The 19,899-nt window shown below is 67.4% G+C and carries 19 protein-coding genes; 14 read left to right on the forward strand and 5 right to left on the reverse strand.

Features of this window, described 5'->3' with window-relative positions:
• From accC to DIE06_RS22465, 5 genes are all read right to left on the reverse strand, one after another.
• A complete protein-coding gene (gene accC, locus DIE06_RS22445) occupies positions 1–1,368 on the reverse strand; it encodes an acetyl-CoA carboxylase biotin carboxylase subunit (RefSeq protein WP_124663224.1) in 1,368 nt (455 codons plus the stop codon).
• Positions 1,369–1,453: 85 nt separating this feature from the next.
• Entirely contained in the window at positions 1,454–1,930 is a 477-nt protein-coding gene (accB, locus tag DIE06_RS22450) for an acetyl-CoA carboxylase biotin carboxyl carrier protein (RefSeq protein WP_124663225.1), read from the reverse strand.
• Positions 1,931–1,994: 64 nt separating this feature from the next.
• Positions 1,995–2,447: a type II 3-dehydroquinate dehydratase gene (aroQ, locus tag DIE06_RS22455; RefSeq protein ID WP_040143361.1), complete on the reverse strand. Its 453-nt coding sequence runs from the start codon at positions 2,445–2,447 to the stop codon at positions 1,995–1,997.
• Between the two features lie 194 nt (positions 2,448–2,641).
• Entirely contained in the window at positions 2,642–3,196 is a 555-nt protein-coding gene (locus DIE06_RS22460; RefSeq protein ID WP_124663226.1) for a TlpA disulfide reductase family protein, read from the reverse strand.
• A 7-nt stretch (positions 3,197–3,203) separates the two neighbouring features.
• Positions 3,204–3,848 carry a UDP-N-acetylmuramate--alanine ligase gene (locus DIE06_RS22465; RefSeq protein WP_124663280.1) on the reverse strand — a complete coding sequence of 215 codons (645 nt, stop codon included), beginning with the start codon at positions 3,846–3,848 and terminating at the stop codon, positions 3,204–3,206.
• Between the two features lie 234 nt (positions 3,849–4,082).
• On the opposite strand from DIE06_RS22465, the gene mpl reads away from it, so the two are divergent.
• The 14 genes from mpl (at position 4,083) to araH (ending at position 19,878) form a co-directional block, all read left to right on the forward strand.
• The gene (mpl, locus tag DIE06_RS22470; protein ID WP_124663227.1) at positions 4,083–5,468 is read left to right on the forward strand and encodes a UDP-N-acetylmuramate:L-alanyl-gamma-D-glutamyl-meso-diaminopimelate ligase; all 1,386 of its coding nucleotides are present in this window, start codon (positions 4,083–4,085) and stop codon (positions 5,466–5,468) included.
• Positions 5,465–6,034, forward strand: coding sequence for a YqiA/YcfP family alpha/beta fold hydrolase (locus DIE06_RS22475; protein WP_124663228.1), 570 nt, complete (start codon positions 5,465–5,467; stop codon positions 6,032–6,034). Before mpl ends, DIE06_RS22475 begins: the two co-directional genes overlap by 4 nt.
• A gap of 81 nt (positions 6,035–6,115) precedes the next feature.
• Positions 6,116–8,206, forward strand: a complete 2,091-nt coding sequence (locus DIE06_RS22480; RefSeq protein ID WP_124663229.1) for an RNB domain-containing ribonuclease — start codon at positions 6,116–6,118, stop codon at positions 8,204–8,206.
• Positions 8,203–9,069 (forward strand): shikimate dehydrogenase, encoded by an 867-nt coding sequence (aroE, locus tag DIE06_RS22485; RefSeq protein WP_124663230.1) that lies wholly within the window; start codon positions 8,203–8,205, stop codon positions 9,067–9,069. Before DIE06_RS22480 ends, aroE begins: the two co-directional genes overlap by 4 nt.
• 14 nt (positions 9,070–9,083) lie before the next feature.
• A complete protein-coding gene (gene mtgA / locus DIE06_RS22490; protein ID WP_124663231.1) occupies positions 9,084–9,821 on the forward strand; it encodes a monofunctional biosynthetic peptidoglycan transglycosylase in 738 nt (245 codons plus the stop codon).
• A 426-nt stretch (positions 9,822–10,247) separates the two neighbouring features.
• The gene (locus DIE06_RS22495) at positions 10,248–11,858 is read left to right on the forward strand and encodes a S10 family peptidase (RefSeq protein WP_124663232.1); all 1,611 of its coding nucleotides are present in this window, start codon (positions 10,248–10,250) and stop codon (positions 11,856–11,858) included.
• Between the two features lie 84 nt (positions 11,859–11,942).
• On the forward strand, positions 11,943–12,347 hold the full coding sequence (locus tag DIE06_RS22500) for an EF-hand domain-containing protein (protein WP_124663233.1): 405 nt from the start codon (positions 11,943–11,945) through the stop codon (positions 12,345–12,347).
• Between the two features lie 348 nt (positions 12,348–12,695).
• Positions 12,696–13,595: an IclR family transcriptional regulator gene (locus tag DIE06_RS22510; protein ID WP_124663235.1), complete on the forward strand. Its 900-nt coding sequence runs from the start codon at positions 12,696–12,698 to the stop codon at positions 13,593–13,595.
• Entirely contained in the window at positions 13,592–14,617 is a 1,026-nt protein-coding gene (locus DIE06_RS22515) for a 2-dehydro-3-deoxygalactonokinase (protein WP_124663236.1), read from the forward strand. Before DIE06_RS22510 ends, DIE06_RS22515 begins: the two co-directional genes overlap by 4 nt.
• A 22-nt stretch (positions 14,618–14,639) precedes the next feature.
• Positions 14,640–15,317: a 2-dehydro-3-deoxy-6-phosphogalactonate aldolase gene (locus tag DIE06_RS22520; RefSeq protein WP_124663237.1), complete on the forward strand. Its 678-nt coding sequence runs from the start codon at positions 14,640–14,642 to the stop codon at positions 15,315–15,317.
• Positions 15,317–16,096 carry an SDR family oxidoreductase gene (locus DIE06_RS22525; protein WP_124663281.1) on the forward strand — a complete coding sequence of 260 codons (780 nt, stop codon included), beginning with the start codon at positions 15,317–15,319 and terminating at the stop codon, positions 16,094–16,096. The genes DIE06_RS22520 and DIE06_RS22525 overlap by 1 nt, the downstream gene beginning before the upstream one ends.
• A gap of 100 nt (positions 16,097–16,196) precedes the next feature.
• Complete coding sequence (locus tag DIE06_RS22530; protein WP_124663238.1) at positions 16,197–17,192, forward strand: arabinose ABC transporter substrate-binding protein; 996 nt, start codon at positions 16,197–16,199, stop codon at positions 17,190–17,192.
• A gap of 67 nt (positions 17,193–17,259) precedes the next feature.
• Positions 17,260–18,771 carry an L-arabinose ABC transporter ATP-binding protein AraG gene (gene araG, locus DIE06_RS22535; RefSeq protein ID WP_124610607.1) on the forward strand — a complete coding sequence of 504 codons (1,512 nt, stop codon included), beginning with the start codon at positions 17,260–17,262 and terminating at the stop codon, positions 18,769–18,771.
• 90 nt (positions 18,772–18,861) lie between these two features.
• Positions 18,862–19,878 carry an L-arabinose ABC transporter permease AraH gene (gene araH, locus DIE06_RS22540; RefSeq protein WP_124663239.1) on the forward strand — a complete coding sequence of 339 codons (1,017 nt, stop codon included), beginning with the start codon at positions 18,862–18,864 and terminating at the stop codon, positions 19,876–19,878.
• The last annotated feature ends 21 nt before the right edge of the window (positions 19,879–19,899 follow it).

Below are 19,899 nucleotides of genomic sequence, written 5' to 3' on the forward strand. Positions count from 1 at the left end.
TTACGCTTCTTCCGGTGCGACCTGCTGCTTCTGGGCGAGCCGGTGTTCGAGGTAGTGGATGCTGGTGCCGCCTTCGACGAACTTCGAGTCGATCATCAGCTCGCGGTGCAGCGGGATGTTGGTATGGATGCCTTCGACGACCATTTCCGACAGCGCGATGCGCATCCGGCGGATCGCCTGGTCGCGCGTCGCGCCGTAGGTGATCAGCTTGCCGATCATCGAATCATAGTTCGGCGGCACGAAATAGCCATTGTACGCATGCGAGTCGACGCGCACGCCGGGGCCGCCGGGCGTATGCCACGACGTGATCCGGCCCGGCGACGGCGTGAACTTGAACGGATCTTCCGCGTTGATCCGGCATTCGATCGCATGTCCGCGGAACTGGATGTCGCGCTGGCGCAGCGTGAGCTTCTCGCCGGCCGCGATGCGGATCTGTTCCTGCACGATGTCGACGCCCGTGATCATCTCCGACACCGGGTGCTCGACCTGCACGCGCGTGTTCATCTCGATGAAGTAGAACTCGTTGTTCTCGTACAGGAATTCGAACGTGCCCGCACCGAGGTAGCCCATCTTCTTGCACGCGTCCGCGCAGCGGTCGCCGATGCGCTCGATCAGGCGGCGCGGAATGCCGGGCGCCGGCGCTTCCTCGATCACCTTCTGGTGACGGCGCTGCATCGAGCAGTCGCGCTCGCCGAGCCAGATCGCGTTCTTGTGCGCGTCCGACAGCACCTGGATTTCGATGTGGCGCGGGTTCTCGAGGAACTTCTCCATGTACACCTGCGGGTTGCCGAACGCACGGCCGGCTTCCTCGCGGGTCATGTTGACCGCGTTGACGAGCGCGGCCTCGGTGTGCACGACGCGCATCCCGCGCCCGCCGCCGCCGCCCGCTGCCTTGATGATCACCGGATAGCCGATCGCGCGCGCAATCTTCACGATCTCCTTCGGATCGTCCGGCAACGCGCCTTCCGAACCCGGCACGCACGGCACGCCGGTCTTGATCATGGTCTGCTTCGCGGTGACCTTGTCGCCCATCAGGCGGATCGTTTCCGGACGCGGGCCGATGAACGTGAAGCCCGACTGCTCGACGCGCTCCGCGAAGTCGGCGTTCTCCGACAGGAAGCCGTAGCCGGGGTGGATCGCCTCGGCATCGGTGACTTCCGCGGCACTGATCAGTGCCGGCATGTTCAGGTAGCTCAGGTTCGACGGAGCCGGGCCGATACAGACGGCTTCGTCCGCGAGGCGCACGTACTTGGCTTCCTTGTCGGCTTCCGAGTAGACGACCACCGTCTTGACGCCGAGCTCGCGGCACGCACGCTGGATGCGCAGCGCGATTTCACCGCGGTTGGCAATGAGGATTTTTTCAAACATAGCGAGTATTCGTCTCTTCGAGGGGCGCGCGAACGGCGCCTGGCGAGCATCGGCGGTGCGCGGCCGGGTGGGCCGCGCGGCGTACTTAGCCGATCACGAAAAGCGGCTGGCCGTATTCGACGGCCTGGCCGTTCTCGACGAGGATTTCCTTGATCACGCCGGCCTTGTCCGACTCGATCTCGTTGAGCAGCTTCATCGCTTCGATGATGCAGATGGTCTGGCCTTCCTTGACCGTGTCACCGACCTGGGTGAACGGGTCCGCGCCGGGCGACGGCGCGCGATAGAACGTGCCGACCATCGGCGACGTCACGACGTGGCCTTGCGGGACGGCGGGCGCGGCAGCGGCGCCTGCGGCCGGCGCGGCAGCCGCGCCTTCGGCCGGCAGCGCGACCGCCGGGGCCGGTGCGCTGACCTGCGGGGCAAATCCGCCCGTCGGCTGGACATAGACCGGCGGCGCGTTCTTGACGATACGCACCTTGCCTTCGCCTTCCGTCACTTCCAGCTCGGAGATGCCGGATTCGGAGACGAGGTCGATCAGAGTTTTCAGCTTACGAAGATCCATCGGGAATTCCCCTTTCAATACGTGAAAGCGCCGGTGGGACCGGCGCTGAATCTAGATCGCGAAATCAGCCGCGCGACGCGCCTTGCAGCTTGTCCAGCGCGTACTCGAGCGCGTACAGATAACCTTTCCAGCCGAGCCCGCAGATCACGCCTTCGGCCTGGTCGGAAAAGTAGGAGTGGTGCCTGAACGCTTCGCGGCGGTGCACGTTCGACAGGTGAACCTCGACGAACGGGATGCCAACGCCGGCGATCGCGTCCCGGATCGCGACGCTCGTATGCGTATACGCGGCGGGATTGATCAGGATGAAATCGGTCTGTTCCTCCCGCGCGGCCTGGATGCGGTCGACGAGCGCGCCTTCATGGTTGCTCTGGAACGACGACAGTTCGGCGCCGGCTTCCTGAGCCCGCGCGGCAAGCGCCTGATCGATCTGCGCGAGCGTGACGCGGCCGTACACCTCCGGTTCCCGGGTGCCGAGAAGGTTCAGGTTGGGGCCGTGCAGCACCAGCAATCGTGTCATGGTCGCTTCTATTTCTGCGGAATTGCGCGAACTTTAGCGCTATTTAGAGAAATTTGTCTAGTTTTGCCGAACGGCCGGGCGCGCCGGACCTGCAAGAATTACCGGCGCGGCTGCAAAGTATCAGCGAATTCACGTGAATTTGCGGCGATCGACGCACAAATCGCCGCCAACGTGCGGGCCGTCGTTCCGGGCGATCACAACGCGTCGAGCGTCTTTTTCAGCTCGGCCGGCTGGATTTGGCCTAATTTTGTCTCGCGAATCTTGCCGGTTTCGTCGATGACGACGGTGAACGGCAGCGCGCCGGCGGTATTTCCGAAATTACGGGCCAGATCGGCGCCCGCATAACCGCTGACGAAAACCGGATAGTCGACCTTCACCTTCTGCAGAAAGTTCTTCACGTTCTGGTTCGAATCGACGCCGATCCCGATGAAGCGGATGCCTTTCTGCTTGTATTGGTGCGACAGCGCGACGAGCTCCGGCATCTCCTCGACGCACGGGCCGCACCACGACGCCCAGAAATTGACCACGACCTTCTGGCCCTTGAAGGAAGCGAGCGACGCCGGCTTGCCGTCGACGCCGGTCAGCGACGCGGCCCACAACTGGTCGACCGGGCCGCCTTGCGCGGCGGGTGCGGCAACGGCGACGCCGTCATCGGCGCTGCCGCCGCGGAACCAGTGGCCGGCGGCGAGCCCGCCGGCGACGGCGGCGGCGGCGACCACCGCGAGCGCCAACATGCGTTTCATCATCATCGTTGAATCATTCCGGTTCGGAAGGGGCGTTGCTGGCCTCGAGGAGCGCACGCAATACGTTGGCGTCCGCGCGGGCGACCCGCCCGCGGGCGTCGGCCTTGACCGCGCCGCGCAGGTCGTCGCTTGCGTAGAGGGCGACGTGAATACCGGTCGCGTCCACGTCGCGTCGAGGGCGCCACAGGAAGCTCAGCGTCTCGACGTCGGCGCGACCGGCGAAATGCCGTGTCTCGGACACGTCGTACTGAACGTTCTGGTTCAGCAGGTAGATCGCGACGTCCTTCGGGTTGTCAGTGAATATCTGCAAATGGATGTCCGAATGCGCATTCGCGGTGCCGTTCAGCACCGCGCCCGTCACATACGGATTGAACTCGGCGAGCCGGCGCATCCAGTCGAGCGCGACCTCGCGCAGGCGGCGCAGTTCTTCCGGCTGCGTGTCGCTCTGGAACAGCGCGAGGAACTCGCGCAGTTCTTCCTCGATCAGGTCGTTATCCGGCAACCATTCGCCGGCAACGCGCGTATCGCCGAACAGCTGGCGCGCGGCCTTGCGTTTCGCGCTGGCGTAATCGAGGCCGTCCTCCGCGATCAGACGGGCGGCGGACTGGGCGATTTCCTCGCGGGCGCGCCGCGGGTCGACAAGAGGTTTGCGAGACATGATCCGGCAATCATACTCGATCGCCGCCACGGCCGAATCCGGTGCGGCTGCGTGCCGTCCGCCGCGCCGGGCAGCCTCCCGATCCATCGTTCGGGCCGCCGGGCACGGCGGCCCGTCAGTTACAATGACGGTCTTTGTGTCGCGGCGAAAGTCGTTGGCCGGGCGGCCTGTCCGGCGTGCCGCAGACCTTCCTTTCCGAATCGACGGCGCCCGGCGGCGCGAAAGCATTCATCTATGCACATCCACATTCTTGGCATCTGCGGCACCTTCATGGGCGGTCTCGCCGTGCTCGCGCGCGAGGCGGGCCACACGGTGACGGGTTGCGACGCGGGCGTCTATCCGCCGATGAGCACGCAACTCGAGGCGCAGGGCATCACGCTGATCGAGGGCTATGGCGCCGAGCAGATCGACCTGAAGCCCGACCTGTTCGTGATCGGCAACGTCGTCACGCGCGGCAATCCGCTGATGGAGGCGATCCTCGATCGCGGCCTGCCGTATGTGTCCGGTCCGCAATGGCTCGGCGAGCACGTGCTCGCCGGCAAATGGGTGCTGGCGGTCGCGGGCACGCACGGCAAGACGACCACGTCGTCGATGCTCGCATGGCTGCTGGAAGATGCCGGCCTGAACCCGGGCTTCCTGATCGGCGGCGTGCCGCTGAACTTCGGCGTGTCGGCGCGGCTGACCGATTCGAGCTTCTTCGTGATCGAGGCCGACGAATACGATACGGCGTTCTTCGACAAGCGCTCGAAGTTCGTCCACTACCGGCCGCGCACCGCGGTGCTCAACAATCTCGAATTCGATCACGCCGACATCTTCCCGGATCTCGCCGCGATCGAAACGCAATTCCATCACCTCGTGCGCACCGTGCCGGGCGTCGGCCGGATCGTGACCAACGGCCGCTCGGATGCGCTGGAGCGCGTGCTCGCGCGCGGCTGCTGGAGCGAAGTCGAGCGCTTCGGCGTCGACGGCGGCTGGCAGGCGCTGCCGGCCGAGGACGGCGTGCCGGTCGACGAGCGCTTCGCGGTGTATCGCCACGCCGAGCGCGTCGGTGAAGTCGCGTGGCAGGTGCAGGGCGACCACAACCGGATGAACGCGCTCGCGGCGATCGCCGCCGCGCGCCACGTCGGCGTGCCGCCCGCGCAGGCCGCCGCATCCCTCGCGTCGTTCCGCAACGTGAAGCGGCGCATGGAAGTGCGCGGCAGCGTGGATGGCGTAACCGTCTACGACGATTTCGCGCACCATCCGACCGCGATCGAAACCACGATCGCCGGCCTTCGTGCGCGCATCGGCCGCCAAAATTCCCGCATTCTCGCCGTGCTCGAGCCGCGTTCGAACACGATGAAGCTCGGCGTGATGAAGGCGCAATTGCCGGCAAGTCTCGCGGACGCCGACCTGGTGTTCGGCTACGGCGCCCCGACCGGGCGCGACGCGCTCGGCTGGAACCTCGGCGATGCGCTCGCACCGCTCGGCGACAAGGCGCGCGCGTTCGACGATCTCCATCTGCTGGTGAAGTCGGTCGTCGGGGCCGCGCGCCCGGGCGACCACGTGCTCGTGATGAGCAACGGCGGTTTCGGCGGCGTGCACCAGAGGCTGCTCGACGCGCTCGGGAGCCGCCCGTGATCCTGTACCTGCACGGGTTTCGGTCGTCGCCGGAGTCGCAGAAGTCGCGGCTGCTCGCCGCGCGCATGGCCGAACTCGGCCGCACGCACGCATGGCGCTGCCCGTCGCTGTCGGTGTCGCCGCTCGAGGCGATCGCCGTCGCGGAAGCCGAGGTGGCGGGTGCGCGCGACGTGACGGTGATCGGCAGCTCGCTCGGCGGCTACTACGCGACCTGGCTCGCCGAAAAGCACGGCTGGAAGGCGGTGCTGCTGAATCCGGCGATCGTGCCGCAGCGCGATCTCGAACAGCATCTGGGCGAACAGCCGCTGTGGCACGGCGGCGGGTCGATCGTCGTCGAACGCCATCACCTGCAGGAGCTCGATGCGCTGCGCGTGCCGGTGATTTCGCGGCCCGAACGCTACTATCTGTTCGCGGCGACGGGCGACGAAGTGCTGGACTACCGCGAGATGCTCGCCCACTACCCGGGCGCGAAAACGCGCGTGATCGAAGGCAGCGATCACGGGATCAGCGAATTTGCCGACTATGTCGACGACGTTCTCGCCTTTTGCGACGACAGAACGTCATGAACCCGGCGTCATGCCGATCGAATTCCCATCATCATGCGGCGCCGCCGATGCGGTGCCCGGCAGTCTGAACGAGAGTACTGAGTGAACGTTTTCTTCGAGGAATCGGGCAGTTTCAAGGCGGGCAGCGTGCTGTCGCGCCAGGGCGACGCGTTTCAGGTCGAGTTGCCCGGCGGGCGGCGGGCGAAGGTGCGCGCAAAAGACGTGCTGATCGAATTCGAGAAGCCGGCCGCGAGCGAGCTGATGCAGGAGGCCGATACGGCCGCGCAGCAGATCGACCTGGATTTCCTGTGGGAGTGCGCGCCGGCCGACGAATTCGCGTATACGGCGCTGGCCGCGGAATACTTCGGCGCGACCTACGGCCCGGTCGAACGCGCGGCGCTAGTGCTGCGGTTGCACGGCTCGCCCGTCTATTTCCGCCGCAAGGGGCGCGGCCAGTATCAGCGCGCGCCGGAAGAGCAGCTCAAGATGGCGCTCGCGTCGCTCGAGCGCAAGCGCCAGCAGGCGCTCGTCCAGGCGCAGTATGAAGAGGAACTGAAGGCCGGCAAGCTGCCGGAAGCGTTCGCGGGCAAGGTGCTCGGGCTGCTGACGCGGCCGGACAAGAACGCGATCGAATACAAGGCGATGGAAGCGGCGGCCGGCGCGCGCGGCGTGTCGCCGGCGCGGCTGATGCTCGACTGCGGCGGCATCGCGTCGCCGCGTGCGCTGCACGAAGCGCGTTTTCTCGCGGAATTCTTCCCGCACGGCACGGGCTTCCCGGCCGTCACGGTCGGCCCGCTGCCGGACGACCTGCCGCGCGCGGACGTCCAGGCGTTCTCGATCGACGACATCACGACGACCGAAATCGACGACGCGTTCTCGGTCGAGCACCTGTCCGACGGTCGTGTGCGGATCGGCGTGCACATCGCGGCGCCGGCGCTCGGCATCGTGCGTGGCGATGCGGTCGACGCGATCGCGCGCGCGCGCCTGTCGACGGTCTACATGCCGGGCGACAAGATCACGATGCTGCCGGACGACGTCGTCGACGTGTTCACGCTGAAGGAAGGCGACTACCGCCCCGCGCTGTCGCTGTACATCATCGTCAATCGCGAGACGCAGGAGATCGTCGCGAACGAGACGCGTGCCGAACTCGTGTTCGTGAAGAACAACCTGCGCCACAACACGCTCGACGAACTCGTCAACGAAGAGACCCTCGCGGCCGGCACCGGCGACTACCCGCACAAGGACGACATCGCCGTGCTGTGGCCGCTCGCGCAGGCGCTGTTCGAGAAGCGCCAGGTCGCGCGCGCGGGCTACGGCCTGAAGCGCGAAGTGCAGCGCAATACCGACTACAACTTCTACGTCGAAGGCGAGCACGTGACGATCACGCCGCGTCGCCGCGGGTCGCCGCTCGACCTGATCGTGTCGGAGCTCGCGATCCTCGCGAACTCGACGTGGGGCGCGTTCCTGCACGATCACACGGTGCCCGGCATCTACCGCTCGCAGCGCGGCTTCGGCGCGCCGGGCCCGAAGCGCACGCGGATGCAGACGACGGCCGCGCCGCACGAAGGCCTCGGCGTCGCGCAATACGCGTGGAGCACGTCGCCGCTGCGCCGCTACGTCGACCTCGTGAACCAGTGGCAACTGCTCGCATGCGTGCAGCACGGCGTCACCGCGAAGCTCGCCGCGCCGTTCAAGCCGAAGGACGCCGACCTGTACGCGGTCGTGCAGGGCTTCGACGACACCTATACCGCGTATGCCGACTACCAGCGCCGGATGGAGTACTTCTGGTGTCTGCGCTGGCTCGCGCAGGAGCAGAAGAAACAGGTCGTCGCGAGTGTCGTGAAGGGCGATCTCGTGCGCCTCGAGGAAATCCCGCTGCTGCTGCACGTGCCGGGGCTCGGCGTGCATGCACGCGGCACGCGCGTGCTGCTCGACGTGATGTCGCTCGACGAGCTGACGATCGAGGCGTCGGTGCGACTGCTTAACGTGCTCGACGCGCCGACCGTGACGAGCGGCGATGCGGCCGAAGACGAAGACGAGACCGAAGGCGGCGACGACACGCTGGTCGATGCGGAAGACGCGTCGGCGGAAACCGAGGCCGAAGCACTGGCCGAAGCGGACGGCGCGGTGGTCGAAGGCGGCGAGGCCGCGAATGGCAACGGCCAGGAAAGCGAAGAGGGGCGCGCATCATGAACGCAGCCGCGTCGACGAGCGGCGCCGACCGCTACGTGGTGTTCGGCAACCCGGTGGCGCACAGCAAGTCGCCGTTCATCCACGCGCAGTTCGCCGCGCAGACGGGCGAGGCGATCGTCTATGAGCACCGGCTCGCGCCGCTCGACGGCTTCGAGGCCGCCGTGCGCGCGTTCATTGCCGAGGGCGGCCGCGGCGCGAACGTGACGGTGCCGTTCAAGCTCGACGCACATGCGCTCGCCGATACGCTGTCGCCGCGCGCGGCGGCGGCGGGCGCGGTGAACACGCTGCGCATCGACGCCGACGGCAGCATTTACGGCGACAACACCGACGGCGTCGGCCTCGTGCGCGACATCGAATTGAATCTCGGCGTGTCGCTCGCGGGCGCGCGCGTCCTGCTGCTCGGCGCGGGTGGCGCGGCGCGTGGCGTCGTGCTGCCGATGCTCGAGCGCGCGCCGCTATCGATCACGATCGTGAACCGCACCGCGAGCAAGGCCGAGGCACTCGTCGGCCAGTTCACGCAGGCCGCGCACGATGCGGGCTGCGTGCTGTCAGGCGGCGGCCCGGACTGCGTGCGCGCCGAACCGTACGACGTGATCGTCAACGCGACGGCCGGCAGCCTCGATGCGGCGCTGCCGGCGTGCGACGCGGCCGCGTTCGGCGTGGGCACGCTCGCGTACGACATGATGTACGGCGCGCAGCCGACCGTGTTCATGCAGCATGCGACGTCGCTTGGCGCGCGCACGGCCGACGGGCTCGGGATGCTGGTCGAGCAGGCGGCCGAATCGTTCTTCATCTGGCGCGGCGTGCGGCCGGACGGCGCACCGGTGCTGGCCGCGCTGCGCCAGGCGCTCGCGGCCGCCTGACCGGAGCGCGGCAGGTGGTGGCGGTAAGCGGCACGCAGCGCACGCGCACGGTCAGTGCGACCCGCTGGATCGTCTATGCGGGTTCGGTGTTCACGGGCGCGTGGCTCGCGACGCAGCTGTTCTATCTCGCGCAGATCGCGCTGTGGTCGTTCATCAATCCCGGTTCGACCGCGTTCATGCGTACCGATGCGTGGTGGCTGTCGCGGGACAAGCCGCCCGCGCAGATCCAGCACCAGTGGGTGCCGTACGACCAGATCTCGCGCAACCTGAAGCGCGCGCTGATCGCGTCGGAGGATTCGACCTTCGCGACCAACAACGGCTACGACGTCGACGCGATCCTGCAGGCGTGGGAGAAGAACAAGGCGCGCGGGCGGATCGTCGCGGGCGGTTCGACGATCACGCAGCAACTCGCGCGCAACCTGTTCCTGTCACGCGAGAAGAGCTACATCCGCAAGGGGCAGGAACTGATCATCACGTGGATGCTCGAGGCGGTGCTCGACAAGGAGCGGATCTTCGAGATCTACCTGAATTCGGTCGAATGGGGCCGCGGCGTGTACGGGGCCGAGGCCGCCGCCCGCTATTACTACAGGATTCCCGCGAGCCGGCTCGGCGCGTGGCAGTCGGCGCGCCTCGCGGTGATGCTTCCGAAGCCGCGCTGGTTCGACGCGCACCGCGGCTCGGCCTCCCAGGCGCAGCGTGCCGCCGTCATTGCCCGCCGGATGGGCGCGGCCGAGCTTCCGCCATCGCAGTGAGCGGCGCGCCCGCGCCGTTGCATTGTCCGTTCCGTCGCCGGCGCACCATTGGTGCGCTGCAGCGCATTCGTGCCGCCCGCATGTCGGGCCACATCCGTTAGACGAATTCGTCTATTTCGCTTTGCTGAGCAATGCCCGCAGGCGCGGGATTTTGTTTGCCGATGTGGCACGAAATCCGCGCGGTTTTAGTGTTTTCCGGTAAACGCGAAAGCCTCCGAAAGGCGAATGAAAATCGATGGTTCGCAAATCGAGGCATTCCTGAAAGGTGTGCACCGCACCGACTACCGATCAAATATTTCCAAATTTTTCAAAGCCGACCCGCTCGCGTATATTGGCCAGCGCCTCGGCTTATCGGCCGCAATCGAGGCGGGGGGCGGCTTACCCGGCTGCTCGACACAAAAAACATTCGAGAGAAGGAAAGCAACGATGCCAGCGAGCAAAGCGAAGCTGTTGTTGGGGGTCGTGTTCTCTTCGCTGATTCTGACGGCCTGCAACGACGACGTGACGTCGTCCTCGGCAGCAGGGTCCGACAATTCAGCCGATCCCGCCGCTCAGGTGGACAGGCCGTACAACGATCCCAATAGTTATTCGTCGAGCGCGACCGCGTCGCTCGACGCGTCCGCCGCGGTCGAAAAGGCCGCCGTCACCCATCACCAGATCACACTGAACGGCAAGACGATTCGCTACACGGCCAGCGCCGGCCACCTCGTCGCGCGCAATCCGCAGACGGGCGCGCCCGAGGCTTCGTTCTTCTACGTCGCGTACACCGCCGACAACCAGCCCGCGGCGAAGCGGCCCGTCACGTTCCTGTACAACGGCGGCCCCGGTTCCGCATCGGTGTGGCTGCATCTCGGCTCGTTCGGTCCGAAGCGGGTCCAGACGGGCGACCCGAACGCGAACACGTCGACGTTCCCGTTCGTCGACAACGCGGAAAGCCTGCTCGATACGACCGACCTCGTGTTCGTCGATGCGATCGGCACGGGTTTCTCGGAGGCGATCGCGCCGAACACGAACCAGACCTTCTGGGGCGTCGACCAGGACGGCGGCGCGTTCCGCGACTTCGTGACGCGCTACATCGCCGTGAACCAGCGCAACGATTCGCCGAAGTACCTGTTCGGCGAGTCGTACGGCACGCCGCGCACGGACGTGCTCGCGAACCTGCTCGAGACGGCCGGCGTGAAGCTCGACGGCATCGTGCTGCAGTCGTCGATCCTGAACTACAACGCGAACTGCGACATGGCGAGCGACTATGTCGGCAACTCGAACAACGGGGCGAGCCCGGTGAGTTGCGCGGGCTTCGTGCCGTCCTATGGCACCGTCGGCGCGTACTATCAGCTCGACAATCCGAACCCGTCGAGCCTGCCGCAGTATGCGGACCAGATGCGCCTCCTGACGGCCGGCAGCTACGCACCGGCCGTGAACGCGTATCTCGCGAGCCACACGCCGCCTCCGCCGACGCTCGTCACGACGATGGTGAATTCGACCGGCGTGAAGCAGTCGCTGTGGAATGCGGACTTCAACGTGGTCCCGACGTTCTTCGACAACAGCTTCCAGGTGTCGCTGATCCCGGGCACGCTGATCGGCCGCTACGACGCACGCGTGAATGTGCCGTCGTCGAGCCCGCTCGCCGCGGACGGCGATCCGTCGAGCTCGTTCATCACGAAGCCGTTTACCGACACCATCGGCAGCTACCTGCCGAACGTGCTGAAGTACAGCGCGCAGACGGCGTATTCGGTCAGCAGCAACGCGATCCAGACGTGGGACTGGTCGCACGACGGCCTCGCGATGCCCGATACGATTCCCGATCTTGCGGCGGCGCTGACGCTGAATCCGTCGCTGAAGGTGCTGTCGCTGAACGGGTATCACGACATCGCGACGCCGTTCTACCAGACCGAGCTCGACCTCGCGCGGCTCGGCTCGCAACCGAACCTGACGATCAAGGACTATCAGGGTGGACACATGGTCTATCTCGACGATACGTCGCGTCCGCAGGAGAAAGCCGACCTCGTGACTTTCTACAACGCGGCCGCGCACTGATGCGAAGTACGGGCCTGGCGACGCGCGCCCGTGGCGGCGCCGCTCGCCGCCCGTCGACGACCTCATTCCAGACTGGAGCCTGACATGAACAAACGTTTCATCGTCGTTGCCGCGGCGCTTGCATGCGCCGGGGTTGCAGCATCCGCATCGGTGTCCGCGTTCGCGCAGGCGAGCGACGCCGGCACCCCGGCGCGCGCGCGCCAGGCGCAGCTCGGCGATCCGTACGTGCCGCCGGCCGCACGCAAGCCGACTGCCGGCACGCAGACGACGGGCGCCGCGCTGCACGCGCAGGTGGTGCGCAAGCTCGCGCGGCAGTTCGGCGCGGCCGATACGCAGAACACCGGTTCGATCACCGAAGCGCAGGCGCGCGCGGCCGGTCTCGGCTATGTCGCGAACCACTTCCGGCAGATCGATTCGAGCGGCAGCGGCCGCGTCTCGTTCTCCGACGTGCAGCGCTACATGCAGGCGCGCAGCACGAACCAGCAGTAAGCGCGGCGCGCATGGATAACGGGGGCGGAACCCGCGACGCGCCGGGTTCCGCCCCCGTGCGCATGGTGCGGCCGTTTCACGTCGAATGACGCGGTCATTGCCCGTTTATCTCATTATCTGGACAACGCATTCAAATATTGGAGACGAGTGCGTGCGCTCCTACAATCCGAAGCACATCGACAGCTTCGGACCCACGCACCGCGCGGCGCCCGACGCACACGGAGACACATTCCATGAAGTTCGCCGGGCGCTTTCCTCGGTGCATCGACCACCGCGTTGCCGCGACGCCCGACCTCGTTCCGGCCTCGCGACAGCGGCTTCACCGATTCCGTTGAAGAAGCCTGTTCCATGACCAAGATGCCCGATTCCCTAGCTGTCGACGCCCGGCGCGCGACGCCGGACGATGCGCCGCTGACCGACAGCATCGGCGCGACCAGCACGCCGCTCGACCTCGCCGCGCAGCAGGCCGGTACGCAGACGCTGTTGCGCGGTCTCGCGATCCTCGAAGCGATCGCGAACGGCGCGCGCGACATGCGTGCGATCGGCGCCGCGCTCGGCACGACGCGCAGCACGACGCACCGTCTCGTCAGCAGCCTCGTGCAGGCGCGCTACCTGCGTCAGGTGCAGGGCGGCTACCTGCTCGGCCCGAAGCTGATCGAGCTCGGCACGATCGCGCTCGAGCAGATGCCGCTTACGGCAGTTGCGCGACCGCACCTCGAGGCGCTCGCGGAAGCGACGCTCGACACGATCCACCTCGGCGTGCGCGATGGCGACGACGTGCTGTACATCGACAAGATTCCCGGCACGCGCGGCCTCGAGATGCGTTCGCGCGTCGGCCACCGGATGCCGCTCGCATCGACCGGCATCGGCAAGGCGATGATGCTCGACCTCGATCCGGACCTGTGGCGCTCGCTGTTCGAGGCCGCGCGGCGCGCACTGGCCGGCGTCAATTTCAAGCCGGACAACCGGCCCGAGACGAGCGCGTTCCTGCAACGCATGGCGCATTACGCGGCCGGCGGCTACACGTTCGACCTCGAGGAAAACGAAGCGTCGATCCGCTGCGTGGCGGCGCCGATCCGCGACGCGTCAGGCGCGATCGTCGCGGCCGTATCGGTCGCGAGCACGATTCCGTACATGCCGCACGACCGGATGGACGAACTGATTCCGCTCGTGCAGCGCGAAGCGCGAGCCATTTCCGCGGAACTGGGCTGGAGCCCGCCGCAGGGTACCCGCAGGATCAAACGATGACCAATTCGACCCGGACCGCTCCGGACGCCAACTCCGCCGCCCCGTCGCTGATCGCGCTCGACTGGGGCACGACGTCGCTGCGCGCATATCTGTTCGACGCGCACGGCGTGCTGCTCGACACGCGCAGCCGCGCGGCGGGCGTGATGCACGTGCCGGCCGGCGGCGCGCGTGCGTTCGACGTCGTGTTCGAGGAAGCGTGCGGCGACTGGCTCGACCGTGTGCCGGGCGTGCCGGTGCTGGCGGCCGGGATGGTCGGCAGCGCGCAGGGCTGGCGCGAGGCGCCGTACGTCGCGGTGCCGGCCGGCGCCGACGCGCTCGTCGCGGGCCTCGTCACGGTGACGACGGCGCGCGGCACGACGGTGTCGATCGTGCCGGGCGTGATCGCGACGGGCGAATTGCCCGATGTGATGCGCGGCGAGGAAACGCAGATATTCGGCGCACTCGCGAACGATCCCATGCTTGACGCTGATCGTTCAGGGGTACTGATCGGCTTGCCGGGCACGCATGCGAAATGGGCATGGGTGAAGGACGGGCTCATCGAGCGTTTCCAGACCTTCATGACGGGCGAGCTGTTCGCGGCGCTGCGCGATCACACGATCCTCGGCCGCACGATGCGCGCGAGCGCGTCGCCCGACCGCGCGGCGTTCGCGCGCGGCGTCGCGGTGGCCCGCGGCGCGCAGCGCGCGGGGCTGCTCGCGACGATCTTCAGCACGCGCACGCTCGGCCTGACCGACCGCCTCGCGCCCGACGCGCAGGGCGACTACCTGTCCGGGCTGCTGATCGGCCATGAGCTCAACGCGCTCGACGCGATGCTCGCGGAGCGCGGTGTCGCGCTCGCGAACCAGCCGCTGCTGCTGATCGGCGACGACGGATTGTGTGCACGCTACGTCGACGCGTTGAGCGTGTTCGGCTGCACGCATGCACGCGTCGCCACACAGGCGACCGAGCGCGGCTTGTGGTGGATTGCGTCGCGTGCCGGACTCGTGCGCGCGGACGGCGAGCCCGTCTGCGCCGACCAATGAACCGATCGAAGAGGAACCGCCGATGTCGTCCGACCTTACGCTGCCCGCGCCGTACACGCCGCACGCCGCACTGATGCGCGCGTTCGACGCGTGCCCGCTGATCGCGATCATGCGTGGCATCACGCCCGCCGAAGCCGCCGACCACGGCCTTGCGCTGCATGAAGCGGGCTTCCGGATCGTCGAGGTGCCGCTCAACTCGCCCGATCCGTTCGACAGCATCGCGGCGCTGCGCCGCGCGCTGCCCGACGACATGATCGTCGGCGCGGGCACCGTGCTGCGCGCCGAATTTGTCGATCGCGTGCAGGACGCCGGCGGCACGCTGATCGTGATGCCGCACAGCGACGCGGCCGTGATCCGCCGCGCGCGCGAGCGCGGGCTCGCGAGCGCACCGGGCGTTGCGACGCCGACCGAGGCGTTCGCCGCGCTCGCGAACGGCGCCGACGTGCTGAAGATGTTCCCGGCCGAGCAGCTCGGCATACCCGTCGTGAAGGCATGGCGCGCGGTGATCGACCGCGCGGTGCCGCTGATTCCGGTCGGCGGGATTGCGCCGGACAACATGCAGCCGTTCCTCGCAGCCGGTGCCAACGGCTTCGGCCTGGGTTCGGCGCTGTACCGGCCCGGTCAGTCGGCGGACGCGACCGCGGCGAACGCGCGCGCGTTCCAGGCCGGCCTGCGCGCGGCGCGCAGCGGAGGCGCATGATGGGGCGCCTCGCGGGCAAGGTCGCGATGGTGACGGGCGCGGGCCGCGGGATCGGCGCCGCGATCGCGCAGGCGTTCGCGCGCGAGGGCGCGGCCGTCGCGCTCGTCGACCTCGACTTCCCGCAAGCGCAGCGCACGACCGCCGCGATCGCCGACGCCATCGACGGTGCACGCGCGCTCGCGCTGCACGCGGACGTCGCGCGGCAGGACTCGGTGCGCGACGCGCTCGCGCGGACCGAAGCCGCATTCGGCCCGCTCGACGTGCTGGTGAACAACGCCGGCATCAACGTGTTCGCCGATCCGCTGACGATGACGGACGACGACTGGCGCCGCTGCTTCGCGGTCGACCTCGACGGCGTGTGGCACGGCTGCCGCGCGGCGCTGCCGGGAATGGTCGAACGCGGCCGCGGCAGCATCGTGAACATCGCGTCGACGCATGCGTTCCGGATCATCCCGGGCTGCTTTCCGTACCCGGTCGCGAAACACGGCGTGCTGGGCCTCACGCGTGCGCTCGGCATCGAATATGCGGCGCGCAACGTGCGCGTGAACGCGATCGCGCCCGGCTACATCGAGACGCAGCTCACGCGTGACTGGTGGGATGCGCAGGCCGACCCGGCCGCGGCACGCGCCGAGACGCTCGCGCTGCAGCCGATGAAGCGGATCGGCACACCGGAGGAGGTCGCGATGACGGCCGTGTTCCTCGCCACCGACGAGGCGCCGTTCATCAATGCCGCGTGCATCACCGTCGACGGCGGGCGCGCGGCGCTGTACCACGACTGACGCAACGATTCGAAAGACCGCACGTGCGACGGCCGCGCGCACGCTGCGTCGAAACCAACAAGCGGCTGGTTGATTCGATGAAGACAAGGAGACACTGGAGATGAAACGCAGAACGTTCGTAACGCTGGCCGCCGCGGCCGCGGTGGTGATGGGAAGCCCGGTTGCGCACGCGGCCGATCCGGTCAAGATCGGCTTCCTCGTGAAGCAGCCGGAAGAGCCGTGGTTCCAGGACGAATGGAAGTTCGCCGAGATGGCCGCGAAGGACAAGGGCTTCACGCTCGTGAAGATCGGCGCGCCATCGGGCGAGAAGGTGATGAGCGCGATCGACAACCTGTCCGCGCAGAAGGCGCAGGGCTTCATCATCTGCACGCCCGACGTGAAGCTCGGGCCGGGCATCGTCGCGAAGGCGAAGTCGCACAGCCTGAAGATGATGACGGTCGACGACCGCCTCGTCGACGGCGCGGGCAAGCCGATCGAGTCGGTGCCGCACATGGGGATCTCCGCGTACAACATCGGCAAGCAGGTCGGCGATGGCATCGCGGCCGAGATCAAGAAGCGCGGCTGGAACATGAAGGACGTCGGCGCGATCGACATCACGTACGAGCAGCTGCCGACCGCGCACGACCGCACGAGCGGCGCGACCGACGCGCTGGTGGCGGCCGGCTTCCCGAAGGCGAACGTGATTGCGGCGCCGCAGGCGAAGACCGATACCGAGAACGCATTCAACGCGGCGAACATCGCGCTCACGAAGAACCCGCAGTTCAAGCACTGGGTTGCCTACGGCCTGAACGACGAGGCCGTGCTCGGCGCGGTGCGCGCAGCCGAAGGGCGCGGCTTCAAGGCGGACAACATGATCGGCATCGGCATCGGCGGGTCCGATTCGGCGCTGAACGAGTTCAAGAAGCCGCAGCCGACGGGTTTCTACGGCACCGTGATCATCAGCCCGAAGCGCCACGGCGAGGAAACCTCCGAGCTGATGTACACGTGGATCACGCAGGGCAAGGCACCGGCGCCGCTCACGCTGACCACCGGCATGCTCGCGACGCGCGACAACGTGTCGAAAGTGCGCGAGGAGATGGGGCTCGCCTCGAAGTAAGCGGCCCGCCGGCTGCCGCGGCGATGCGGCGGCCGGCGGTCGATCGATTTGGAAGTGGGGAGACGACGTGTCAGCGGCACTGCGTTTTGACAATATCGGCAAGGTATTTCCCGGCGTGCGCGCACTCGACGGCATCTCGTTCGACGTGCACGCGGGCGAGGTGCATGGCCTGATGGGCGAGAACGGCGCGGGCAAGTCGACGCTGCTGAAGATTCTCGGCGGCGAATACCAGCCCGATGCGGGCAGCGTGCTGGTCGACGGCCAGCCCGTGCATTTCTCGAGTGCGGCTGCGTCGATCGCGGCCGGCATTGCAGTGATTCACCAGGAACTGCAGTACGTGCCCGACCTGACGGTCGCGGAGAACCTGCTGCTCGGCCGCCTGCCGAATGCGCTCGGCTGGGTGAGGAAGGGCGAGGCGAAGCGCCATGTGCGCGAGCGGCTCGCCGCGATGGGCGTCGATCTCGATCCCGACGCGAAGCTCGGGCGGCTGTCGATCGCGCAGCGGCAGATGGTCGAGATCTGCAAGGCGCTGATGCGCAATGCACGCGTGATCGCGCTCGACGAACCGACGAGCTCGCTGTCGCATCGCGAGACCGAGGTGCTGTTCAAGCTCGTCGACGACCTGCGTGCGCAGGGCCGCGCGCTGATCTACATCTCGCACCGGATGGACGAGATCTACCGGCTGTGCGATGCGTGCACGATTTTTCGCGACGGCCGCAAGATCGCGTCGCACGAAGCGCTCGCCGACGTGCCGCGCGAACGGCTGGTCGCCGAGATGGTCGGGCGCGAGATCGCGGATATCTACCATTACGCGCCGCGCGCGCTCGGCGACGTGCGGTTGTCCGCCGAGGGCGTCGACGGCCCGGCGCTGCGCGAACCGGCGAGCTTCTCGGTGCGCGCGGGCGAGATCGTCGGCTTCTTCGGCCTCGTCGGCGCCGGGCGCAGCGAACTGATGCGGCTCGTCTACGGTGCCGACCGCCGGCGCGCGGGCGTGCTGACGCTCGACGGCAAGCGCATCGACGTGAAGCGCACCGGCGACGCGATCCGTCACGGCATCGTGCTGTGCCCGGAGGACCGCAAGGAAGAAGGGATCATCGCAATGGCGTCGGTCGCGGAGAACATCAACATCAGCTGCCGCCGTCATTCGCTGCGCGCGGGGCTCTTCATCGATCGCAAGACCGAAAGCGCGACGGCCGATCGCTTCATCCAGCGGCTGAAGATCAAGACGCCGAACCGGCGCCAGAAGATCCGCTTCCTGTCGGGCGGCAACCAGCAGAAGGCGATCCTGTCGCGCTGGCTCGCGGAGCCCGACCTGAAGGTCGTGATCCTCGACGAGCCGACGCGCGGGATCGACGTCGGTGCGAAGCACGAGATCTACGACGTGATCTACCGGCTCGCGGAACGCGGCTGCGCGATCGTGATGGTGTCGTCGGAACTGCCGGAAGTGCTCGGCGTGTCCGACCGCATCGTCGTGATGCGCGAAGGCCGCATCGCGGGCGAGCTGCCGCGCGAGCAGGCGAACGAGCATGCGGTGCTGAGCCTCGCGCTGCCGCAGACGAGCGTCGTCGAGGCGGCCTGACGCGGTGTCAGGTCGCCGCGGGCGACGCATGATATTCGAATCGATTACGCGCGGCGCGGGCCGCGCGATGCAGGAGCAGGAGAAACAACCATGCAAGTCCGGGAAAACCTCGCCAGCGCAGCCGTGAAGCCGTCGGCCGACGCGCTGGTTCCACAGCAGAGCGACCGCCAGAAGTGGTGGCAGCACCTCACCGAATACAGCCTGATCGCGATCTTCGCGGCGATGTTCGTGACGATGTCGCTGACGGTCGATCACTTCTTCTCGATCGACAACATGCTTGGCCTCGCGCTGTCGATCTCGCAGATCGGGATGGTCGCGTGCACGATGATGTTCTGCCTCGCTTCGCGCGACTTCGACCTGTCGATCGGCTCGACCGTCGCGTTCTCCGGCGTGCTGTGCGCGATGGTGCTGAACGCGACCGACAACACGTTCGTCGCGATCGTCGCGGCGGTCGCGGCCGGTGCGGCGATCGGCTTCGTGAACGGCGCGGTGATCGCGTACCTGCGCATCAACGCGCTGATCACGACGCTCGCGACGATGGAAATCGTGCGCGGGCTCGGCTTCATCGTGTCTAAGGGACAGGCGGTCGGCGTGTCGTCGGATACGTTCATCGCGCTCGGCGGGTTGTCGCTGTTCGGCGTGTCGCTGCCGATCTGGGTCACGCTGCTGTGCTTCATCGTGTTCGGCGTGCTGCTGAACCAGACCGTGTACGGCCGCAACACGCTCGCGATCGGCGGCAACCCCGAGGCATCGCGTCTCGCGGGGATCAACGTCGAACGCACGCGCGTGTACATCTTCCTGATCCAGGGCGCGGTGACGGCGCTCGCCGGCGTGATCCTCGCGTCGCGCATCACGTCGGGCCAGCCGAACGCCGCGCAGGGCTTCGAGCTGAACGTGATCTCCGCGTGCGTGCTCGGCGGCGTGTCGCTGATGGGCGGCCGCGCGACGATCTCGGGCGTCGTGATCGGCGTGCTGATCATGGGCACCGTCGAGAACGTGATGAACCTGCTGAACATCGACGCGTTCTACCAGTACCTCGTGCGCGGCGCGATCCTGCTGGCGGCGGTGCTGCTCGACCAGCTGAAGAACCGCGGCGTACGCGACTGACCGATTCCACGGAGACGATTC

This window comes from Burkholderia sp. Bp8998, from assembly GCF_003854235.1.
GTDB lineage: Bacteria > Pseudomonadota > Gammaproteobacteria > Burkholderiales > Burkholderiaceae > Burkholderia.

Coding starts and splice junctions, on each gene's coding strand:
- accC (WP_124663224.1), bottom strand. CDS start 1,368: ATGTTTGAAAAAATCCTCATTGCCAACCGCGGTGAAATCGCGCTGCGC.
- accB (WP_124663225.1), bottom strand. CDS start 1,930: ATGGATCTTCGTAAGCTGAAAACTCTGATCGACCTCGTCTCCGAATCC.
- aroQ (WP_040143361.1), bottom strand. CDS start 2,447: ATGACACGATTGCTGGTGCTGCACGGCCCCAACCTGAACCTTCTCGGC.
- DIE06_RS22460 (WP_124663226.1), bottom strand. CDS start 3,196: ATGATGATGAAACGCATGTTGGCGCTCGCGGTGGTCGCCGCCGCCGCC.
- DIE06_RS22465 (WP_124663280.1), bottom strand. CDS start 3,848: ATGTCTCGCAAACCTCTTGTCGACCCGCGGCGCGCCCGCGAGGAAATC.
- mpl (WP_124663227.1), top strand. CDS start 4,083: ATGCACATCCACATTCTTGGCATCTGCGGCACCTTCATGGGCGGTCTC.
- aroE (WP_124663230.1), top strand. CDS start 8,203: ATGAACGCAGCCGCGTCGACGAGCGGCGCCGACCGCTACGTGGTGTTC.
- DIE06_RS22495 (WP_124663232.1), top strand. CDS start 10,248: ATGCCAGCGAGCAAAGCGAAGCTGTTGTTGGGGGTCGTGTTCTCTTCG.
- DIE06_RS22500 (WP_124663233.1), top strand. CDS start 11,943: ATGAACAAACGTTTCATCGTCGTTGCCGCGGCGCTTGCATGCGCCGGG.
- DIE06_RS22510 (WP_124663235.1), top strand. CDS start 12,696: ATGACCAAGATGCCCGATTCCCTAGCTGTCGACGCCCGGCGCGCGACG.
- DIE06_RS22515 (WP_124663236.1), top strand. CDS start 13,592: ATGACCAATTCGACCCGGACCGCTCCGGACGCCAACTCCGCCGCCCCG.
- DIE06_RS22520 (WP_124663237.1), top strand. CDS start 14,640: ATGTCGTCCGACCTTACGCTGCCCGCGCCGTACACGCCGCACGCCGCA.
- DIE06_RS22525 (WP_124663281.1), top strand. CDS start 15,317: ATGGGGCGCCTCGCGGGCAAGGTCGCGATGGTGACGGGCGCGGGCCGC.
- DIE06_RS22530 (WP_124663238.1), top strand. CDS start 16,197: ATGAAACGCAGAACGTTCGTAACGCTGGCCGCCGCGGCCGCGGTGGTG.
- araH (WP_124663239.1), top strand. CDS start 18,862: ATGCAAGTCCGGGAAAACCTCGCCAGCGCAGCCGTGAAGCCGTCGGCC.